The sequence below is a fragment of the Reichenbachiella sp. MSK19-1 genome (assembly GCF_003590315.1).
GTDB lineage: Bacteria > Bacteroidota > Bacteroidia > Cytophagales > Cyclobacteriaceae > Reichenbachiella > Reichenbachiella agariperforans.
In genome coordinates this window covers 1,036,579-1,054,747 of the sequence record NZ_MIER01000015.1, presented here as the reverse complement: position 1 = coordinate 1,054,747, position 18,169 = coordinate 1,036,579, and the positions used below count along the sequence as shown (strand labels likewise).

Annotated in this window: 14 protein-coding genes; 7 read left to right on the top strand and 7 right to left on the bottom strand. The window is 46.5% G+C overall.

Features of this window, described 5'->3' with window-relative positions:
• Positions 1–352 precede the first annotated feature (352 nt).
• Together BGP76_RS12240 and BGP76_RS20335 are read left to right on the top strand one after the other, a co-directional pair.
• A complete protein-coding gene (locus tag BGP76_RS12240) occupies positions 353–1,591 on the top strand; it encodes a hypothetical protein (protein ID WP_119844869.1) in 1,239 nt (412 codons plus the stop codon).
• Between the two features lie 252 nt (positions 1,592–1,843).
• The gene (locus BGP76_RS20335; protein WP_158584264.1) at positions 1,844–1,984 is read left to right on the top strand and encodes a hypothetical protein; all 141 of its coding nucleotides are present in this window, start codon (positions 1,844–1,846) and stop codon (positions 1,982–1,984) included.
• 98 nt (positions 1,985–2,082) lie between these two features.
• Here the strand turns inward: BGP76_RS20335 and BGP76_RS12235 are convergent, their stop codons facing one another.
• The 6 genes from BGP76_RS12235 to BGP76_RS12210 all read right to left on the bottom strand — a co-directional run bounded on the left by BGP76_RS12235 (position 2,083) and on the right by BGP76_RS12210 (position 8,635).
• Positions 2,083–3,375 (bottom strand): TRAP transporter large permease, encoded by a 1,293-nt coding sequence (locus BGP76_RS12235; RefSeq protein ID WP_073122357.1) that lies wholly within the window; start codon positions 3,373–3,375, stop codon positions 2,083–2,085.
• A gap of 3 nt (positions 3,376–3,378) precedes the next feature.
• The gene (locus BGP76_RS12230) at positions 3,379–3,840 is read right to left on the bottom strand and encodes a TRAP transporter small permease (protein WP_119844868.1); all 462 of its coding nucleotides are present in this window, start codon (positions 3,838–3,840) and stop codon (positions 3,379–3,381) included.
• A 10-nt stretch (positions 3,841–3,850) separates the two neighbouring features.
• Positions 3,851–4,831, bottom strand: a complete 981-nt coding sequence (locus BGP76_RS12225) for a TRAP transporter substrate-binding protein (protein WP_119844867.1) — start codon at positions 4,829–4,831, stop codon at positions 3,851–3,853.
• Between the two features lie 307 nt (positions 4,832–5,138).
• Positions 5,139–6,548: a glucuronate isomerase gene (uxaC, locus tag BGP76_RS12220; protein WP_119844866.1), complete on the bottom strand. Its 1,410-nt coding sequence runs from the start codon at positions 6,546–6,548 to the stop codon at positions 5,139–5,141.
• Positions 6,549–6,593: 45 nt separating this feature from the next.
• Positions 6,594–7,781 carry a mannonate dehydratase gene (gene uxuA, locus BGP76_RS12215; RefSeq protein WP_119844993.1) on the bottom strand — a complete coding sequence of 396 codons (1,188 nt, stop codon included), beginning with the start codon at positions 7,779–7,781 and terminating at the stop codon, positions 6,594–6,596.
• Between the two features lie 17 nt (positions 7,782–7,798).
• Complete coding sequence (locus tag BGP76_RS12210; protein WP_119844865.1) at positions 7,799–8,635, bottom strand: SDR family oxidoreductase; 837 nt, start codon at positions 8,633–8,635, stop codon at positions 7,799–7,801.
• A 160-nt stretch (positions 8,636–8,795) separates the two neighbouring features.
• On the opposite strand from BGP76_RS12210, the gene BGP76_RS12205 reads away from it, so the two are divergent.
• Positions 8,796–9,836: a LacI family DNA-binding transcriptional regulator gene (locus BGP76_RS12205; RefSeq protein ID WP_119844864.1), complete on the top strand. Its 1,041-nt coding sequence runs from the start codon at positions 8,796–8,798 to the stop codon at positions 9,834–9,836.
• Positions 9,837–9,884: 48 nt separating this feature from the next.
• Here BGP76_RS12205 and BGP76_RS12200 read toward each other — a convergent pair whose 3' ends face one another.
• The gene (locus tag BGP76_RS12200) at positions 9,885–10,901 is read right to left on the bottom strand and encodes a LacI family DNA-binding transcriptional regulator (RefSeq protein ID WP_119844863.1); all 1,017 of its coding nucleotides are present in this window, start codon (positions 10,899–10,901) and stop codon (positions 9,885–9,887) included.
• Positions 10,902–11,009: 108 nt separating this feature from the next.
• Between BGP76_RS12200 and kduI the strand changes: the two genes are divergently transcribed.
• The 4 genes from kduI to BGP76_RS12180 all read left to right on the top strand — a co-directional run bounded on the left by kduI (position 11,010) and on the right by BGP76_RS12180 (position 18,139).
• Positions 11,010–11,852 (top strand): 5-dehydro-4-deoxy-D-glucuronate isomerase, encoded by an 843-nt coding sequence (kduI, locus tag BGP76_RS12195; protein WP_073122345.1) that lies wholly within the window; start codon positions 11,010–11,012, stop codon positions 11,850–11,852.
• Between the two features lie 5 nt (positions 11,853–11,857).
• On the top strand, positions 11,858–12,646 hold the full coding sequence (locus tag BGP76_RS12190) for a gluconate 5-dehydrogenase (RefSeq protein WP_073122343.1): 789 nt from the start codon (positions 11,858–11,860) through the stop codon (positions 12,644–12,646).
• Positions 12,646–13,854, top strand: coding sequence for a DUF4861 family protein (locus tag BGP76_RS12185; protein WP_119844862.1), 1,209 nt, complete (start codon positions 12,646–12,648; stop codon positions 13,852–13,854). Before BGP76_RS12190 ends, BGP76_RS12185 begins: the two co-directional genes overlap by 1 nt.
• A gap of 172 nt (positions 13,855–14,026) precedes the next feature.
• Entirely contained in the window at positions 14,027–18,139 is a 4,113-nt protein-coding gene (locus BGP76_RS12180) for a two-component regulator propeller domain-containing protein (RefSeq protein WP_119844861.1), read from the top strand.
• The last annotated feature ends 30 nt before the right edge of the window (positions 18,140–18,169 follow it).

The window sequence follows — 18,169 nt, the reverse complement described above, 5'->3', positions numbered from 1 at the left end:
TTACCAGAGCCCCAACCTAAGCTTACTACAGGGTGAAACTAAGCTTACCTTGACCCTGAGGTAAGGCAACATGGGAGCCGAACTAAGCTTAGTTCGGACAGGTCAGGTCTCATTCCCCTCCCAACCCAAAATATAGCACCCATCTCATAGCGTATTGTGATATACCAAGGGATTTGCCTGTAGCCTTGGGAAATATCGACAGGAAATACTAGCTTGGCTTTACCAAGTCGATCAGCAGTCGGCTTCCTGCAGCATCATTCGAGAAGAGAAAATTTTTTATAAACGTTTGAAGCAGTGCGCATATAGTACACTGTGTACTTTACACGAATGTTGGCATCTATTCACAAATCGCATGGGAACTTTAAAACTGTTTTACGAACTTGATGCAGACCATTTTATACAGTCAAAATATGAACACATCAAACGGGTAGTTGATGGTGAACAAGAAGACTATATTCTGAAGGTTGAAGCTTCTGAATATGCCGACCATCTAAAAAATCAATTCATAGTCGATTTTCCAGAAATTCATAGGGACAAAACGTACGTAGATAGCGGAGAAATGGACGTTCCGGGTAATCGCTTCCCACCTGTTTTTTTTACAGAGCCAAGCAAGACATATAGACGTGATACTGTAATTTTTTATGTGCCATATTCAGGCGACATAAGTCTTCTAGGGCTAAAGCCTAGTACTTATATGATGAACATTGAGTCAACAGTGGAATTCGATGAGAATGAAGGAGCCTTAATATTTAAATTCATAAACTTCCACAATGATCCAGAATTAATTAAACGAGAATTTGAGGGGCATTTGAATCGAATTTTTGGAACCTATGACCATCTCCAAGAAATGATTAACAACTATAACGATAGTTTAGCTTCAGTAATCGAATCTGAGGTTGACCGACGAAAACAGAAGCTCAAATCGACTAAGAGCTTTTTGTCTGGCCTTGGAGTTCCAATAAAGAAGAGAAATGATACCGCAGAGACTTTTGCAATTCCAAAACCTAAGACGAGAAGAAAAATACAGGTTGCCAAACCCACTGTTTCAAGAGGAGCATTTAAACCTGAGCCAACTCTTGACGACAAAAACTATTATGAAATCCTTAAAATAGTTAATGACGTTGGAAAAAATTTTGAAAGGTTACCCTCGGTTTATGCTGGTAAAAATGAAGAAGACCTAAGAGATCATATTCTTATGGTATTGGATCCTAACTTTGAATACGGTAGCGCTTCAGGTGAAACCTTTAATAAATCAGGAAAGACTGACATACAACTACGGCATGATAGTTCAGTTGTATTCGTTGCAGAGTGTAAATTTTGGTCAGGAGAAAAAGGATTTCACGAAACTATCGACCAACTACTTGGATATTTAACTTGGAGGGACTCCAAAACTTCGACAATTATATTTGTTGCTAACAAGAATTTTAGCTCCGTTTTAGATACTGTCACCAATTCAATTAGTAAGCATTTAAATTTTGAGAGCCGACAGGAAGATTCTGATAGTTCATGGTTCAACTTCACTTTTTCACTTCCAATTGATACCGACAAAAGGATCAAATTGGCTGTGCAACTCTATCACCTGCCTGAATAAAACAGATGCCAACAAATACTATCATCCATAAGCTAACTGGGCTATTTTCCAACTCGTCCTCGTTTGTAACGAGGACGCTTTTTTTTAAGCATTTGCAATGCGCTTTTCTACATTCAGTAAGAGGCACTTTCAGGTTAGTTAAAAGCAGAGAGATAGCGAGCCGACTCCAAGAAAGCTAATCCAAAAGTCATCTACGAAAGGTTTGAACGCACATTTTTCGCTTAACTATCCAACGAGATTCATCTTTAAAAAATGCTCATAATCGAGCAGACAGCTGACGGTCAAATGACCGCCAGTGCGCCTCTCACACCACCAGGATCTTTCTTCGTCAGAACAGGCCAAGCAGTTCTCAATCCCTACCCTACAGGTCGGCTCCTCGCTAAAAACATCTAACAGATATTTTCTTTACGCTCCGCCCCGTATAAAAAAGTCCCCGCACCGAGACAATTATATCTGGATGCGGGGACTTTTGATTTCGTGTCTGAGGGCGATTAGCCTAGCCAGTTGGGCAAGAACATCGTGATGCTCGGAAAGAAGGTGACGAGCATCAGTACGGCGATCATCGCGATGAAGAGCGGGATCAGCGGTTTGATAACTTTCTCTAGTGGGATGCCTGCTACGCCTATGCCGACGAAGAGTACCGAGCCTACAGGCGGGGTGCAGAGTCCGATGCAGAGGTTCATGACCATGATGATCCCGAAGTGGACTGGATCGATCCCGATGGTCTCTACTACGGGTAGGAAGATCGGTGTGAAGATCAATACCGCTGGGGTCATGTCCATGAATATCCCTACGGCGAGCAAGATGATGTTGATCAGCAGTAGGATGACGATGGGGTTGTCAGAGACGCTGAGGATCCCATCGGTGACGGCCTGTGGGATGTTTTGGTAGGCCATGATCCATGACATACTCATCGAGCAGGCGATCAGTAGGGTCACCACTGCGGTGGTACTCACCGAACTGATGGCGATCTGACGGATTTTGTCCATGGTCAGTTCGCGGTAGATCAGCGAGAGTACGAAGGTATAGAGTACTGCGATCCCAGACGCTTCGGTCGCGGTGAATATCCCTACGACGATACCGCCGATCACGACGACCAGCATCATGAGGCTAGGCAGTGCATCGACGAAGGTCCGTAGGACATTGCCTATCGATGATTTTGCGCCTCGCGGATAGTTCTTGATTTTGGCATAGACCGCTGCGATGATCATCAGGGTCAGTCCCATCAGTATGCCCGGCACATAGCCTGCTAGAAACAGTGCGGCGATCGATACTCCGCCACTGGCGAGTGAGTAGACGATCAGGATATTGGAAGGTGGTATGACGAGTCCAGTCGTCGATGAGACGATGTTGACTGCCGCGCCGTATGATTTTTCATAGCCTTCTTTCTCCATCTGTGGCCCGAGAGTCCCGCCGATGGCGGATACGGCTGCCATGGCAGACCCAGAGATCGCGCCGAAGAGCATCGCGCCGATGATGTTGACATAGGCTAGTCCTCCGGGGAGTGAGCCGACGAGTGCTTTCGCGAATGCAATGAGACGCTGGGCGATCCCTCCTTGGTTCATGATCTGTCCGGCAAGGATGAAAAAGGGGATAGCCAAAAGTGAAAAGCTATCCAGTCCAGTCCCCATGCGCTGTGCGATGGTCGTGAAGGCTGGCATGGTGTCGATGTTGACCAAGATGGTCAGTAGCGACGAGAGCCCTACGCTGTATGCGACGGGCACACCGAGTAGGAGGAAAAGAATGAAACTGATAACAAGCGTGTATATTTCTAAATGCTCCATGGCTTAGTCGATGTTCAAAAGGTCACAAATCGTATAATAGCAGATCAACAGGCCACTCAGTGGCAAGGCCAGATAGATATAGCCCAGTGATACCTGCATGGCAGAGGAGGTCTGCCCGAGGATGAAGGTGATGTACACCAGTCGTGTCCCTCCTAGGATCAATACAAAGATTGCAAAGCACAGGATGATGAATCGGATCAGTCGAAAATGTACAGCTTGTTGTTTTTCGTTGAGCTTGCGGGTGATGAGGTCTATCGACACGTGCATGCGTTTGCCTGTGGCATAGGCTGCACCGAGTAAGCCTACCCATATCAGCAGGTAGCGGGCGAGTTCGTCAGTGAAGGCACTGGGGTCATTGAGTAGAAACCGTGAGGCGACTTGCCACAGTACGTTGAGCACCATCAAGCCTAGTAGTAGGCTTAGGGCTATTTCAAGGTACGAATCTAGTTTTTGTCTTATCGTCATGCTTGTATTCTTATTTGCCTAGATTTTGAATTTCTGATATGAGTTGTTTGAGCTCAGGGTCTGTCTCAAAGGCTTGGTAGAGCCCTTGTACTTTGGCCTGAAAGGGTGACTTTTCGGGATGAAAAATCTCCACACCCGCTGCCTGTACTTTGGTGAGAGACTCCTGTACCGAGGCAGCCCATACTTTCTTTTGATAGTTGACGGACTGGTCGGCAGCCTCTTGTAGCCACTTGCGCTCTTGTTCCGAGAGGCTTTCCCATAGGTAGGTGCTCACAATCAGTGCATCGGGTATCGTAGAGTGCTCGTCTATCGAGTAGTACTTGCACACTTCGTAGTGTCGGGAGGTGAAAAAACTCGGCGCATTGTTTTCTGCGCCATCTACCACTCCCTGTTGCAGTGCGGTGTAGAGTTCCCCAAATGATACTGGTGTAGGAGAGCCACCCAGTGCATTGACCATGTCGAATGCCGATTGGCTGTTCATGACACGGACTTTCATCCCTGCGAGATCACTAGGTGATAGGATGGGTTTGGCTTTGGAGTAGAAACTACGACTGCCTGCATCGTAGAAACAGAGTCCTCTGAGCCAGTACTTGCTACCTTTTTCTAGTAGTTGTTTACCGATAGGACCTTGGAGTACGCTCCAGGTGTGGGCAGAGTCTCTGAATATGTAGGGGAGTGTGAGAACTTTCATCTCAGGGACGAAGTTTTCTAATGCACCGACAGATACTTTGGTCATGTCGAGACTACCGATCTGTAGGAGTTCGAGTAGATCACGTTCCTGACCGAGTTGGCCGTTGGCGTAGATCTCCATGGTCATTTTGCCATCCGAGATTTCGTCGAGAATTCGTCCCATTTCCAACATGCCAAGATGTACAGGGTGTTGGGCATTGAGACTATGTGCTAGTTTCAGGTTTCTGGTGTCGCTTTGCTGGGAACAGGACCACAGCAGGCAAACGGTCAGTAGCAATAGCAAGTGATTTTTGATGTTCATGCTCACTTATTTTTATTTAGTTCGATATTCATGCGCTTTCTCTTTCTCTGCATACCACCTTCAGTATGTAGTTTCATTTGGTTTCGGTTTGGCAAGCTGCGGGTTGGTGCAGCAGGGAGTTAGTTGATTTAAAGGCATGCTTGTCGCCGAAACCCAACGACAAGCATGCTGCAATTTAAAGTGAAAAGGTGTATAAGATACAATCGATTGTATTTTATTGTTTCCACTTTTTCACATCTTCTATTCATTCATAGGTTTTGCTGGAATTTTGAAGCTAAAACCCTTCGAGCTATGGATGTCAGATGTATTAAGCTTTGTCAAAACCAAAGTAAGTATTGGCATTGTTGTAGGAGATGTTTTCTATCATCTGTCCCAGTAGATCCATGTCGTGAGGAATCTCGCCATTGACAACATCCTGTCCGATGAGATCACATAGAATACGACGGAAGTACTCGTGTCTCGGGAACGAAAGGAAACTACGAGAGTCTGTCAGCATCCCGATGAATCGGCTGAGCAGTCCCATGTTGGAGAGGGCATTCATTTGGTTGATCATTCCCGTCTTTTGATCCAAAAACCACCATCCTGTACCGAACTGCATCTTGCCGATGATCTGACCGTCGTTGAAGTTGCCGACCATGGTAGCAAAGAGTTCATTGTCACTCGGGTTTAGGTTGTATAGGATGGTTTTGGCGAGCTGATTGGAGTCATCTAGTTTGTTGAGGAATGTCGATAGCGATTCGGCTTGTTTGAAATCCCCCATAGAATCATAGCCAGTGTCAGGTCCGAGTTCGCGGAGTGCACGGGCGTTGTTGTTGCGGAGTGCGCCTAGGTGAAACTGTTGTGCCCAGCCTTTGGCGTGGTACATCTTGCAGAGTTCGAGCAGGATATAGGCCTGTAGGGATTCCGCTTTGTCCTCGGACAAAGATTGTCCAGCTCTGACAGTCTCGAAGTAGCTCTCATAGCTTGTTTCTTTTCTGTTGTACATCGGGATGGTATTGAATCCCAGATCTGACAGTTTGCAGCCTAGACTGTCGAAGTAGTCTACGCGGTTTTGGAGAGCAGAGAGTAAATCACTGAGCGATTTGATTGCTGTGCTAGTCGCGTTAGCCAGTTGGTCGAGGTAGCTGTTGTAGCTTTTTGGATCAGAGACGTTGAGTGCTTTGTCCGGTCTGAAAGTCGGTAGCACTTTCAGAGGAATGTTTGCCGCTGCGATAGCTTTGTGGTATTCTAGACTGTCGATCGGGTCATCTGTGGTACAGACTACTTTTACCTGCTGACCGATGAGGAGGCCTTGGCAGCCCATGTTGTCCTGCTGTAGTTGCTCAGAGGTAGATTGGTAGATCGCATCTCCAGATTGACTGTTGAGCAATTGGTTCTCTCCAAAATAGCGCTGTAGCTCTAGGTGCGTCCAGTGGTAGAGGGGGTTGCGTAGGGTATAGGGTACTGTCTCTGCCCATTTGGAGAACTTTTCTTTCGGGTCAGCATCTCCAGTGATGAAATTTTCGTCGATCCCATTGCCACGCATGGCTCTCCACTTGTAATGATCTCCTTCGAGCCACGCTTCGGTGATGTTTTTGTAGTGCCTATCGTTGGCAATATCCTCAGGCGAAAGGTGGTTGTGGTAGTCAATGATGGGCATTTTTGCCGCATGGTTGTGGTAGAGTTCGGCTGCCACGTCGTTGGTAAGTAGAAAATCTGTGTCTAAGAATTTTTTCATCACACTATATTTATTAATTGTTTGCTTCACTAAAGTAGCAAGAACTTAATTGTCCTTGCTGCGTCTGATTCCGAGTTCTAGTCCCCTCAGTTCGGCAAGACCTCTCAGTCTACCGATGGCGGAGTAACCCGGATTGGTTTTTTTGGTCAAATCATCGATCATTTTATGTCCATGATCTGGTCTAAACGGCATACGAATGTCTTGTCGCCCTTGTGCCACACGCTTCGCTTGCTCCTCGACGAGTGCTTTCATCACTGCATACATGTCGACATCTCCGTCCAAATGATCCGCTTCGTGGAAGTTGCCTTCCGCATCGCGTTTCGTCGCTCTTAGGTGGATGAAGTGTATCCGGTGTCCGAGGCGCTCGACCATGCCTGCGAGATCATTGTCCGCGCGCACGCCGAAGGATCCTGTGCAGTAGGTCAGGCCATTGTGCGGGCTGTCTACCGCTGCATAGAGGTCAAGTACATCTTGCTCTGTACTGACTACTCTCGGGAGACCCAAAATCGGGAATGGAGGATCGTCAGGATGGATGCAAAGTAACACGCCCGCTGACTCAGCAGCAGGTACGATGGCTGCTAGAAACTGAAACAAGTTCGATTTCAAAGTCGCTGCATCGATGTTATCGTAGGAGGATAGCACGGCTTGGAACTGATCGAGGGTGTAGCCTTCTTCAGCGCCGGGTAGCCCCGCGATGATGTTGCCGACGAGTTTCATTTTGTCCGTTTCGCTCATTGCCTCGTGGTAGGTCTTGGCTTTCGCTATTTGGTCAGGAGTGTAGGCCGCTTCTGCACCGGGTCGTTTGAGCAAGAACAGCTCAAAGGCCGCAAAGGCAGTCACGTCAAAGCGCAGTGCTGTAGAGCCATCTCCGAAGGCATACTCTAGATCGGTACGTGTCCAGTCCAGTACGGGCATGAAGTTGTAGCATACGGTATCGATACCGCATTGGCCGAGGTTGATTAGGGACTGTCGGTAGTTCTCGATATAGTTCTCGAAATTGCCGCTGCGTTTTTTGATGTCTTCGTGTACTGGGACGCTTTCTACCACGCTCCACGTGAGCCCTGCAGCTTCTATTTCTTCTTTTCGTTTTTGAATCTCAGTGATTGTCCATACTTCTCCGTTGGGGATGTGATGTAGTGCTGAGACGATGCCTGTCGCACCGGCTTGTCGGATGTCGGAGAGGCTGACGCCATCATTGGGTCCGTACCATCTCCAGGTTTGTTCTAATTTCATTTTAGTCTCTTTCATTGTTAAACACCACTAAAAGCACTGAAGCCTCCATCAATAGGAATAGTCACACCCGTCACGAATGCCGAACCGTCCCCACAGAGCCATTCCAAAGTTCCTAATAAATCCTCGGGTGTCCCAAAGCGAGACATCGGCGTGTGATCGATGATGGTGTTGCCACGTGCCGTGAGGTCACCACTTTCTTCGGTGAGGAGTCTGCGGTTTTGCTCCGTGAGGAAAAAACCGGGTGCCATGGCATTGACACGGATGCCGACTTTGGAGAAATGCACGGCGAGCCACTGGGTGAAATTAGAAATGGCGGCTTTTGCTCCACTATAGGCTGGGATCTTGGTGAGCGGCGTGAAGGCATTCATCGACGAGATGTTGATGATGTTGCCACCTTGACTGGAGACCATGTCCTTGGCAAATATCTGACAGGGTAGGAGTGTCCCGATGAAGTTGAGGTCAAAGACGAACTTGATTCCCTCTGGATCGAGATCGAAAAATGTCGTGAGTTCTTCTGTAGCGTCTAAATCTGCTGGCTCGAAGTAGGGCTTAGAGGTGGTGCCTTTGGGGTGATTGCCTCCAGCGCCATTGATGAGGGTGTCACATTTACCTAGCTGCCTGTGCACTTCAGCTTGTGCTGCAAGTAGGCTGTTTTTGTCTAGGACATTGGCTGCTAGACCGATGGCATTTCCACCTGATTGGCGAATGCTTTCTGCTACTTGTTCAGCATTTTCCTGCTTTAAGTCGAGAATGGCGACCTTGGCACCTAATGCTGCAAGTTTGCTAGCCATCGTGCCGCAGAGCACACCGCCACCGCCAGTGATGACGACTACTTTGTTTTGAATAGATTCCATGTATGTGTTTGTTTGTAAAGTCTGTGTGTACGTTACCGCATTTCGCTTTTAAAAAACACTCGTCTAGGAGTGTTGTTAGTGCGTGTACGTTAACATTGTTTTGACAAATGTAGTATATTGCATCTGAATTCAAAATGTTTTTTACAACTTTAGATTCGATATGAAACCGAGAATTACTATAAAGGAGATTGCCAAACAGGCAGATGTATCCATAGGGACAGTTGATCGTGTGCTACACGATAGAGGACGTGTTTCGCCAGAGACCAAGGAAAGAGTCCTCAGAATCGCTAAGGAAGGGAATTATTCTTCTAACGTCTATGCACGCAATCTCAAGTTGAATAAGACTTATCATCTTGCGGTGATTTTGCCAGAGAAAAACTCCTATTGGGTGAAACACCGACAGGGCGTAGAGAAAGCTGTGGCGGAGTATGATTTCTTGCAAGTCGATATGCATGCCTATAGTCTAGCGGTGGAGTCACAGACAGAGATAGAAGGGATCATCCAAGAGGTCGTGGCAGCCAAGCCGGACGGTATTGTGCTGGCACCTATATTTCTGAATGAGAACAGTCCTGCAGTTGAGCGGTTGAAAAAAAGTCAGATTCCGGTGATCTTAGTGGATTCTAAAATCCCATTGCCTAACTGTCTATCATACATTGGTCAGGATGCGTTTCAGAGTGGTCGCATGTCTGGAGGGTTGCTCCACGAAGGGTATTCTGAGAATTATGATTTGTACGTGATTACTTTCCAAATGGCAGATTTGTACAATAAAACCATTGCAGCGCGGATAGAAGGGTTGGAAAATTACTTTGAAGAAGTGAACAACAGTCCTCAGGTTATCAAAATAAACATGGAGCAGGAAGCGATGGGCTACAGTGAACTAATAGAGCGTATGCTGATCAGAAAGAAACCGGTTCGTGTTTTCGTCCCCAACTCTCGATCTTATTTTTTGGCCACAGAGATGAACGAAGTGAAGCAAGAACTAAAACTTCGCATGGTCGGTTATGACCTGATCGAGGAGAATAAAATGTATCTCGAAGATGGAACGATCAACTATCTCATTCATCAGCAACCGAAGCAACAGGGCTTTAAGGCGATTCAAGCCTTACACCAGCATTTACTGCTCAATATGGAAGTAGAGCAACAACAGTTTCTTCCTTTGGATATCATCACTAAGGAGAACTTAATGTACTGTGAACATTAGGGGTAGAGACTAGATCTATAGAACCAAGACTAAAGAGACAAGATGCTGTTAGTCTGTTTTTAGAGAGGATTGTCTGATGATGATCTCGGAGGGGATGATGGTATTGTGGACGGGTAGCTGTGTTCCGTTGATTTGATCGAGAAGCAGCTCTGCCGTTTTTTGTCCCATGAGATTCGGGTTTTGATTGACCGTACTGAGTGCGGGAGAGGTGTAGGCCGAAATCGGTTCGCCACTGAAACCAAACACTTTGATCTCTTCGGGTATTCGGATGCCTGCTTTTTGGAGCACTTCCATCGCTGCGATAGCAGCTACGTCATTGGCAGAGAAGATGGCGTCAGGCATTTTATCCTTAGTGAGCAATTGCTGCGCGATTTCTTGACCATCTAGCTGTTTGAGTCGGCTCTTGAAGACCCAATCCTCCTGAAATTCGATGTTATTTTTCTCCAGTGCATCTTTATACCCTCTTAGCCTGTCTTGATAGATACTTGCTTCGCTGTTGCCACCGAGGTGGACAATATGACGACAGCCGTTTTGGATCAAGCTGTCTGTCAACTCATAAGCTCTCGAAAAATCATCGATGAGCACATTGTGACCTTGGATGGTTTTACATTCACGATCAAAAAACACCACCGGCTTCCCACTTGCTTCGATGCGTTGTATATGACTCCCGTCGCTCTGCTCGGTAGCGATCGACAAGATGATGCCATCGACTTGATTGGCCAGTAGGGTGTCAACGAGCTGTGCTTCGCGTTCTGCACTATCATGTGATTGGCAAATGATCAGATTGTAACCTTGTTCTGAGACGATTTCTTCCATGCCGCCTATCACAGTAGAGAAGAAGTGTCGTGAAATATTGGGGACGATAACACCTATAGTATGTGTGCGCTGTGTACGTAGGTTAGAAGCCAAGTGATTGCGCGAATACCCCATTTCAGCGGCCTTTTCTTGGATCAGTTTTTTGGTCTTTTCTTTGACCCGAGGGCTATCGGCTAGAGCCCTAGATACCGTGCTGGCGTTGATGTTGAGCTCGCGGGCTATGTCGTGTATGGTGGCCTTCTTTTTCATTGGAGTGGCGAAGATAAAATAAAAAAGCAACACAAAATACAATCGATTGTATTTTTAATATTTACCTTTGAAGCCAAAGGAATTTATAAATCAAAAAAGAAATAGCTCATGAGTGTTTCGTACGAAGTAAGATATGCATCGAGTCCAGATGCGGTAAAAAAATTGGACACCAAAGAACTAAGAAATGAGTTCTTGATTGACAATCTAATGAAGCCGGATGAGGTCGTCTTGGTCTATACACACTATGACCGATACATTGCTGGATCTGCAGTGCCTGCTTCTAAGAAATTGACCTTGGAAACCATCGATCCGTTGAAGTCGGAGACTTTCCTAGCAAGGAGAGAGCTCGGTGTGATCAATGTCGGAGGGGACGGTACGGTATACGTAGATGGAGAAGCCTTCGAATTGACCTACAAGGATGCACTATACGTAGGTATGGGAGCCAAAGAAGTGATCTTCGAAAGCAAAGACGCGTCTGCTCCAGCGAAGTTCTACTTGAACTCAGCACCAGCGCACCATTCATTCCCTAACAAGAAAGTCACTAAAGCAGAGGCGAAAAAGCTAGAGCTAGGAACGCTCGAAACCGCCAATGCTAGAACAGTAAACCAAATGCTCATAGGCGGTGTGGTAGATACATGCCAACTACAGATGGGGATGACCGAGCTCAAGACAGGTAGTGTATGGAACACCCTTCCATCGCATGTACATGATCGCCGTATGGAGGTTTATATGTACATCGAAGTGCCTCCTGAGCAGTCTGTGTGTCACTTCATGGGACAGACTGATGAGACGAGACACATCTGGATGCAAAATGAGCAAGCGGTGATCTCTCCCCCTTGGTCAATCCACTCAGGTGCAGGTACGTCTAACTATACGTTCATCTGGGGTATGGCTGGTGAGAATCTAGACTATACAGACATGGATGTTTGTCCAATCAACGAATTAAGATAAAAAGCATGGATTTATTTAATTTAAAAGGAAAAGTAGCGCTCGTGACGGGTGCTACACATGGCCTAGGGATGGCCATGGCGATGGGACTCGGCAAAGCAGGAGCTACCGTAGTGATCAACGGAAATTCGTCGCAAGAGAAGATCGACAATGCCATCAAAGAATACGAAAAAGAAGGCATCAAGGTCAGCGGCTATAAGTTTGACGTGACGGACGAAGAGGCAGTCAAAGCAGCTGTCGCTAAAATCCAATCGGAAGTAGGTGATATCGATATCTTGGTCAACAACGCTGGGATCATCAAGCGTGTACCGCTCGAAGAGATGGAAGTAGCGGAGTTTGAGCAGGTGATCAAGGTAGACCTAGTGAGTCCGTTCATCGTATCAAAGCATGTGGTAAAAGGTATGATTGCACGCAAGAGCGGTAAAATCATCAACATCTGCTCCATGATGAGTGAGCTTGGTCGTAGCACCGTAGGAGCCTATGCAGCAGCCAAAGGTGGATTGAAAATGCTGACGCAAAATATGGCGACAGAGTGGGCAAAGCACAACATCCAGACCAACGGAATCGGCCCTGGGTATTTTGCGACGAGCCAAACTGCTCCGATTCGAGTCGATGGACATCCGTTCAATGACTTCATCGTGGGACGTACGCCTGCCGGCAAATGGGGAGACCCGTCTGACTTGGAAGGTGCAGCGGTCTTCTTGAGTTCAAAGGCCAGTGATTTCGTTAATGGCCAAGTGATTTATGTCGATGGAGGTATTCTCGCGACTATTGGAAAACCTAGCAACGAAGACTAATGAAGCAGTTAGGAATAATAGCACTATCACTACTGGGACTGGCAGCATGTCAGCCCCCAGCAGTGACTGTGATACTTAAAAACCAATTGTCACAGGATATCGCTGAGATGCCTGTCGTGATTGAGAGAGTAGTGATCGAGCAGAAATTAGGTGTTTTAGAAGCGGGCACATTTCCGTTACTCAAGGATCAAGGATCTGTCGTGCCACAGCAGTTGGATGATCTAGATGGTGACGGTAACTGGGATCAAATTGCCATTTTGGTGGCTTTGACAGCCAGTACAGACAAGGTGCTCGATCTGAGCAAGACGAGTGTCTATCCGACATTTACACAACGTACCAGCGTGTATCTTGGCGTGGATTATGACCGGTCAGATGCTTTTGTAGAGAAAGATCAGGAAGTCAGACATGCTGACAATATTGCGATGCAGTATCCGATGATGTATCAGATGGAAGGCCCTGCTTGGGAAAACGACAAAGTAGGTTTTAGACTCTATTTTGACTCTCGAAACGGAAAGGATATCTACGGTAAGACGACCGATAAAATGACGCTTCACTTAGCAGGGGTCAAAGGTCAGAACTATCACAAGCAAGATGACTGGGGTATGGACGTGCTCAAGGTTGGGAACAGTCTCGGGGCTGGTGCTGTGGCGATGATGTATGAGGATTCGCTGGTGAAGTTAGGAGATACAGAAGCAGGAGAGTATGCTACGATTGTAGAAGGGCCTGTTCGTACGATTTTTGAGGTAAGGCATCAGGGTTGGAATACACCTGTAGGCGATCTATCAGTTACCGAGCGTATCACGATCTGGGCTGGTCAGTATGGCTACCAAGAAGAGTTGATCTGTGACCAAAAGGATGTCACCTGGGTGACTGGAATTGTTAACAAATATGCTGATAAAATGTACACGGGAGAGACTCCTCAGAGTCGGTATATCTATACGTTTGACCAGCAGTCTGAGAACAAGGATAACCTAGGGATGGCAGTGGTGGTCACTAGTGATTCGTTCGTAGATGCTGGAGAGACTGCTAACGAAGGGGACGGTGTTATCGAGACGTATTATGTAGCGTTCAAGAGCAATGAGACACCGAAGTACTACTTTGTAGCGGGCTGGGAACCTACTGATGCTCAGTTTTCGACTGCCGAAGGTTTTGGAGAGACAGTGGCACAGCAAGCATTGGTTTTTAGCGCTGCAGTAGTCATAGAGTAATATACCTCTAGTGTTCTCTTAGAAGGGTTTGTACGAATTTACCCCTTTATTTGTACGATTTTATGCTACAACTTAGCCAAATTTAGGCTTGGAATGGCGACTGCTTTCCCGTGAAGTAGTCGCCATTTTTTATTCTGAGAGACAAAATTAGAAGTAAGCAGGCGTGAGAGGAATGAAGCAATGCATAGCGGTGTGTGTACTGATGTTGTACACTTGGTGGAGTGTGGCTGATGAAGGTAAACTCGCCTTTAAGCATTTTCATTCTGCGGAGGGACTGTCTCAAAGTGCCGTGATCGCGATCGCTCAGGATGATTTTGGGATGATGTGGTTTGGAACCCGTGATGGACTAAACCGCTACGATGGGCGGAGTTTTCAAGTCTTCAGAACCAACCCCACAGATTCTACCAGTTTATCCAACAACGACATATTAGAGATCAAAGTCGATGCAAAAGGAGATCTTTGGATCGGTACTTATAATGGTCTGAATCATTACATCCAGCGTAGTGAGCGATTCGAACGCTATCTTGCCAGCGATGCGGGCGAAAACGTCTTATCCAATCACACCATACGTACGCTGGAGGTCGTCTCCGAAGATCAAATATGGGTAGGCACACAAGAAGGTCTCAATATCATCAATCCTAAAACCCATGAGATCAGAACCATCCGTCATGATACCAATAGGTCGAATAGTTTGGCTGGTGATTACATCTTAGATATCTATCAAGATAGCCGTGGAGCGGTATGGATCGCGACCTCTAATGGTCTGTGTGTGACGAGAAACCCCGAAGCTACATTGCTCATCTTTGAGGATGTTCCACTTGGAGACTCAGCAGATTTACAGACCAGTTTTGTACAAGAAGTTTTGGAAGACCCTAAAGGCAATATGTGGGTTGGTACGCGGGATTGGGGGTTGTTTCTGGTCGACCCAGATGGTCAGACGGTAGCACACTATGATACGAATACTACGCCCGCTATGGTGCATGACAATATCCGTTCGCTTGAGTACGGTCTGGATGGTTCGCTCTGGATAGGTACCTATACGGGATTAAATAGATTGATGCCAAATGGAGAGATGATCGCTAGCCTTGTTGACCCTCGGGATCAGGACGGGCTGTCTGAAAATAAAATCAAAAAGGTCTACTGCAGTGACAATGGAGCGATATGGGTAGGCACTTATTTTGGTGGACTCAATATGTGGCATGAGGTTAATTTTAATTTTAATAACCTGAGTCAGGAACCGGATGGAGGAGGTCTGAGCAACAATGTCGTCAGTGCAGTCCTGCAAGATGATGAAACCTACTATCTAGGTACCGAAGGAGGAGGACTAAATATATACAATAGAAGGCGTGGGACATTTGACTATGTGAGCAGTAGCGATGGTGCTATACCTAGTAGTAATGTGAAATACCTCAACTGGGAAACCAAAGGAGAACGAATCTGGATTTGTACTTTTGATGCAGGGATTGTATTGTGGGATCTTCGAAACAAGAAGCAAGTTTTGAGACTGTCTACCAAAGAGGGATTGAGTCACAATAGCGTCTATGATGTGGTACAGGATCAGGTGGGGCATTGGGTGATCGGTACTTTTGGAGGAGGTTTAAACCTCTATGACCCAGTGTCTGGTGACCTTCGATGGATACAGCAGCAGGAAGATCGAGCGATGGGTTTGTCTGACAATCAGGTGCGGTCACTGATGGTAGACCGAGCAGGCAACCTCTGGATAGCCACTCAAAATGGACTCAATTTGTCTACTGTGGACGCAGAGAATCCTTACGAATCTTTTCAGCATTACTTCTACGATGAAGCACTAGAGAACGGACAGGACGTTTTGTTTATCGAGCAATCACGAGATGGGACGATCTGGACGGCCACCAAAGAACAGGGACTGTATCGTATGGTGGATGGAGCGTTTCAATTTGTCGATATTTTTGGGGAGGTACCTAACTCTAGCCAGATCATTCATGCAATAGAGGAGGACGCTAAGGGGTATTTTTGGGTGAGCTCTAACAACGGAATCGCACGTTTCGACCCTAATACTGAGGAAATTAAATTGTTTACCGAATCGGACGGGTTGAACTCCAACGAGTACAATAACAAATCATCGCTGGCGAGCGAAGAGGGGCTTATGTTTTTTGGGTCTCCCAGAGGGGTTACTTGGTTTGATCCCTCACAGTTGAAATCTAACCCATTCACTACACAGGTAGTCCTCAGCCAGTTGACGGTCAACAACTCTCAGATAATCCCGAATGATTCGACTAATATACTGGCGCAGACACTGGCACTGACGGAGGCGATAGCGTTAGATTATGATCAGTCTAATTTTTCCATTGATTTTGCGCTACCCAGCTATGTCAACTCTAAAAAAAATCAGTTTCAGTACCGGTTGAAGGGTTTGGAAAGCGAGTGGAGACAATCGATGATTCCTTCGGTGAGTTATGCGATCCAGAACCCTGGAGATTACCTGTTTCAGATTCGAGGAGCTAACAATGACGGTTTGTGGTCCGACCAATGGACTGAACTCCAAATTAAGGTTCATCCAGCGCCGTGGAGGTCGGTATGGGCATTTGTGATTTATGGATTTGCGATTGCTGTGGCCTTGCTAGTACTGTTTAGAAGTATACGGTCACGTACCCAGCTACAATATGAGCTGGATCTGGAGCTAGAGTTGCACAAAAAGGAGCAAGAGCTCACTACGTCCAAGTTGCAATTTTTTACCAATATATCTCATGAGTTTAGAACACCGCTGACGCTGATACTCGGTCCCTTAGAACAGATCCTTCGTGATTATCAAGGGAGTAGTGCAATCTATAAGCAGATGAAAATCATGCAACACAATGCGGGCCAACTGCTCAAACTCATCAATCAGCTGATGGATTTTCGCAAGATGGAAAATAAGCAAGCACCGCTCGAAACAGCGGAAGGTAATTTGGTAAAGTTCGTTCGTGAGATTTATCTATCCTTTAAGACTTATGCGCGAAACGGAAAGTATACCTATGACTTTCTATCCGAGGAGGAGGAGGTATTGGTGTTTTTTGATCGGGACAAGTTGGAACGGGTCATGTACAACCTACTCTCCAATGCCTTTAAATATACCCAAGAGAATGGAACAATTCGAGTAGAGGTTCATCGTCGGGGAACGGAAGTGGAGATCCGGGTGATCGATACAGGGCAGGGAATACCTGCTGAGACACAGGACAAAATTTTCGACCGGTTCTTTCAGTTTCCGATGGATACGGCTCAGAGCGAATCTCAGCGTGGTACTGGGATAGGTCTCGCTTTGACTAAGAGTATCGTCGATCTGCATCAGGGCAAAGTAACGGTCACGAGTCAGGTAGGGCAGGGTAGTACCTTTAGTGTTTGGCTACCGCTAGGCAGTGATCATTTGTTGCCTAATCAGGTGATTAGTAACTTCAAGGGAAGCGATGCGCTGGAGAATTACCAGCCAGAAGTAGTCACAGATTGGTCTGAGGTTATTCAAAATGCTGTCATACAGCCTAAAAATGCAGACGCTAAAACTGTATTGGTCGTAGAGGACAACTCTGATGTTCGTCGATTTATCATTGATATACTGTCGGCAGAGTATAATATCCTAGAGGCAGAGAATGGTAAGCTGGGGTTGCGTGTAGCGATTCGTGAGGTGCCAGATCTGATTATTAGTGACGTGATGATGCCAGAGATGGATGGCATTGAATTTTGTACGCAGGTCAAAGCCAACTTGAAGACGAGTCATACACCGTTCATCTTGCTGACGGCACGTACTTCGTTGATTTTCAAATACGAAGGGTTAGAGTCTGGTGCAGATGAATATATCAATAAGCCTTTCAATACCAAAGAACTGCAGCTCAAGGTTAGAAACCTACTGCGTTTCGTAGATAACCTGAAAGACCGATTTCAGTCCAATGCCGAGATCGCTCCGAGCGAACTGACGATATCATCTGTAGACGAAGAGATGCTACAGCGTGCCATTGAGATCGTGGATCAAAACATCGACAACCAGTTTTTTGATGTCTCGCTGTTCTGTACGGAGCTCGGAGTGAGCCGCACGATGTTGTTTACGAAAGTCAAGGCATGGACGAATCTAACCCCCAATGAATTCATCCATTCGATGCGGATGAAGCGTGCAGCGAACCTGCTAGAGCAAGGGAAGATCACAGTAAGTCAGATCAGTTTCAAGGTCGGGTTCAAGAACCCCAAATACTTTAGCAAGTGCTTTCAAAAATACCACGGTAGCACCCCGAGTCAGTATGCTGATAAATTCAACACTCCACCTGAGTCTAAGACTTAAAATCATCAAATAAATCCCCTGAGTGGATAT

What these genes read in the sequence shown, in the direction of transcription:
- BGP76_RS12240 (WP_119844869.1), top strand. Translation starts at nt 353, where the DNA reads ATGGGAACTTTAAAACTGTTTTACGAACTTGATGCAGACCATTTTATA.
- BGP76_RS20335 (WP_158584264.1), top strand. Translation starts at nt 1,844, where the DNA reads ATGCTCATAATCGAGCAGACAGCTGACGGTCAAATGACCGCCAGTGCG.
- BGP76_RS12235 (WP_073122357.1), bottom strand. Translation starts at nt 3,375, where the DNA reads ATGGAGCATTTAGAAATATACACGCTTGTTATCAGTTTCATTCTTTTC.
- BGP76_RS12230 (WP_119844868.1), bottom strand. Translation starts at nt 3,840, where the DNA reads ATGACGATAAGACAAAAACTAGATTCGTACCTTGAAATAGCCCTAAGC.
- BGP76_RS12225 (WP_119844867.1), bottom strand. Translation starts at nt 4,831, where the DNA reads ATGAACATCAAAAATCACTTGCTATTGCTACTGACCGTTTGCCTGCTG.
- uxaC (WP_119844866.1), bottom strand. Translation starts at nt 6,548, where the DNA reads ATGAAAAAATTCTTAGACACAGATTTTCTACTTACCAACGACGTGGCA.
- uxuA (WP_119844993.1), bottom strand. Translation starts at nt 7,781, where the DNA reads ATGAAATTAGAACAAACCTGGAGATGGTACGGACCCAATGATGGCGTC.
- BGP76_RS12210 (WP_119844865.1), bottom strand. Translation starts at nt 8,635, where the DNA reads ATGGAATCTATTCAAAACAAAGTAGTCGTCATCACTGGCGGTGGCGGT.
- BGP76_RS12205 (WP_119844864.1), top strand. Translation starts at nt 8,796, where the DNA reads ATGAAACCGAGAATTACTATAAAGGAGATTGCCAAACAGGCAGATGTA.
- BGP76_RS12200 (WP_119844863.1), bottom strand. Translation starts at nt 10,901, where the DNA reads ATGAAAAAGAAGGCCACCATACACGACATAGCCCGCGAGCTCAACATC.
- kduI (WP_073122345.1), top strand. Translation starts at nt 11,010, where the DNA reads ATGAGTGTTTCGTACGAAGTAAGATATGCATCGAGTCCAGATGCGGTA.
- BGP76_RS12190 (WP_073122343.1), top strand. Translation starts at nt 11,858, where the DNA reads ATGGATTTATTTAATTTAAAAGGAAAAGTAGCGCTCGTGACGGGTGCT.
- BGP76_RS12185 (WP_119844862.1), top strand. Translation starts at nt 12,646, where the DNA reads ATGAAGCAGTTAGGAATAATAGCACTATCACTACTGGGACTGGCAGCA.
- BGP76_RS12180 (WP_119844861.1), top strand. Translation starts at nt 14,027, where the DNA reads ATGAAGCAATGCATAGCGGTGTGTGTACTGATGTTGTACACTTGGTGG.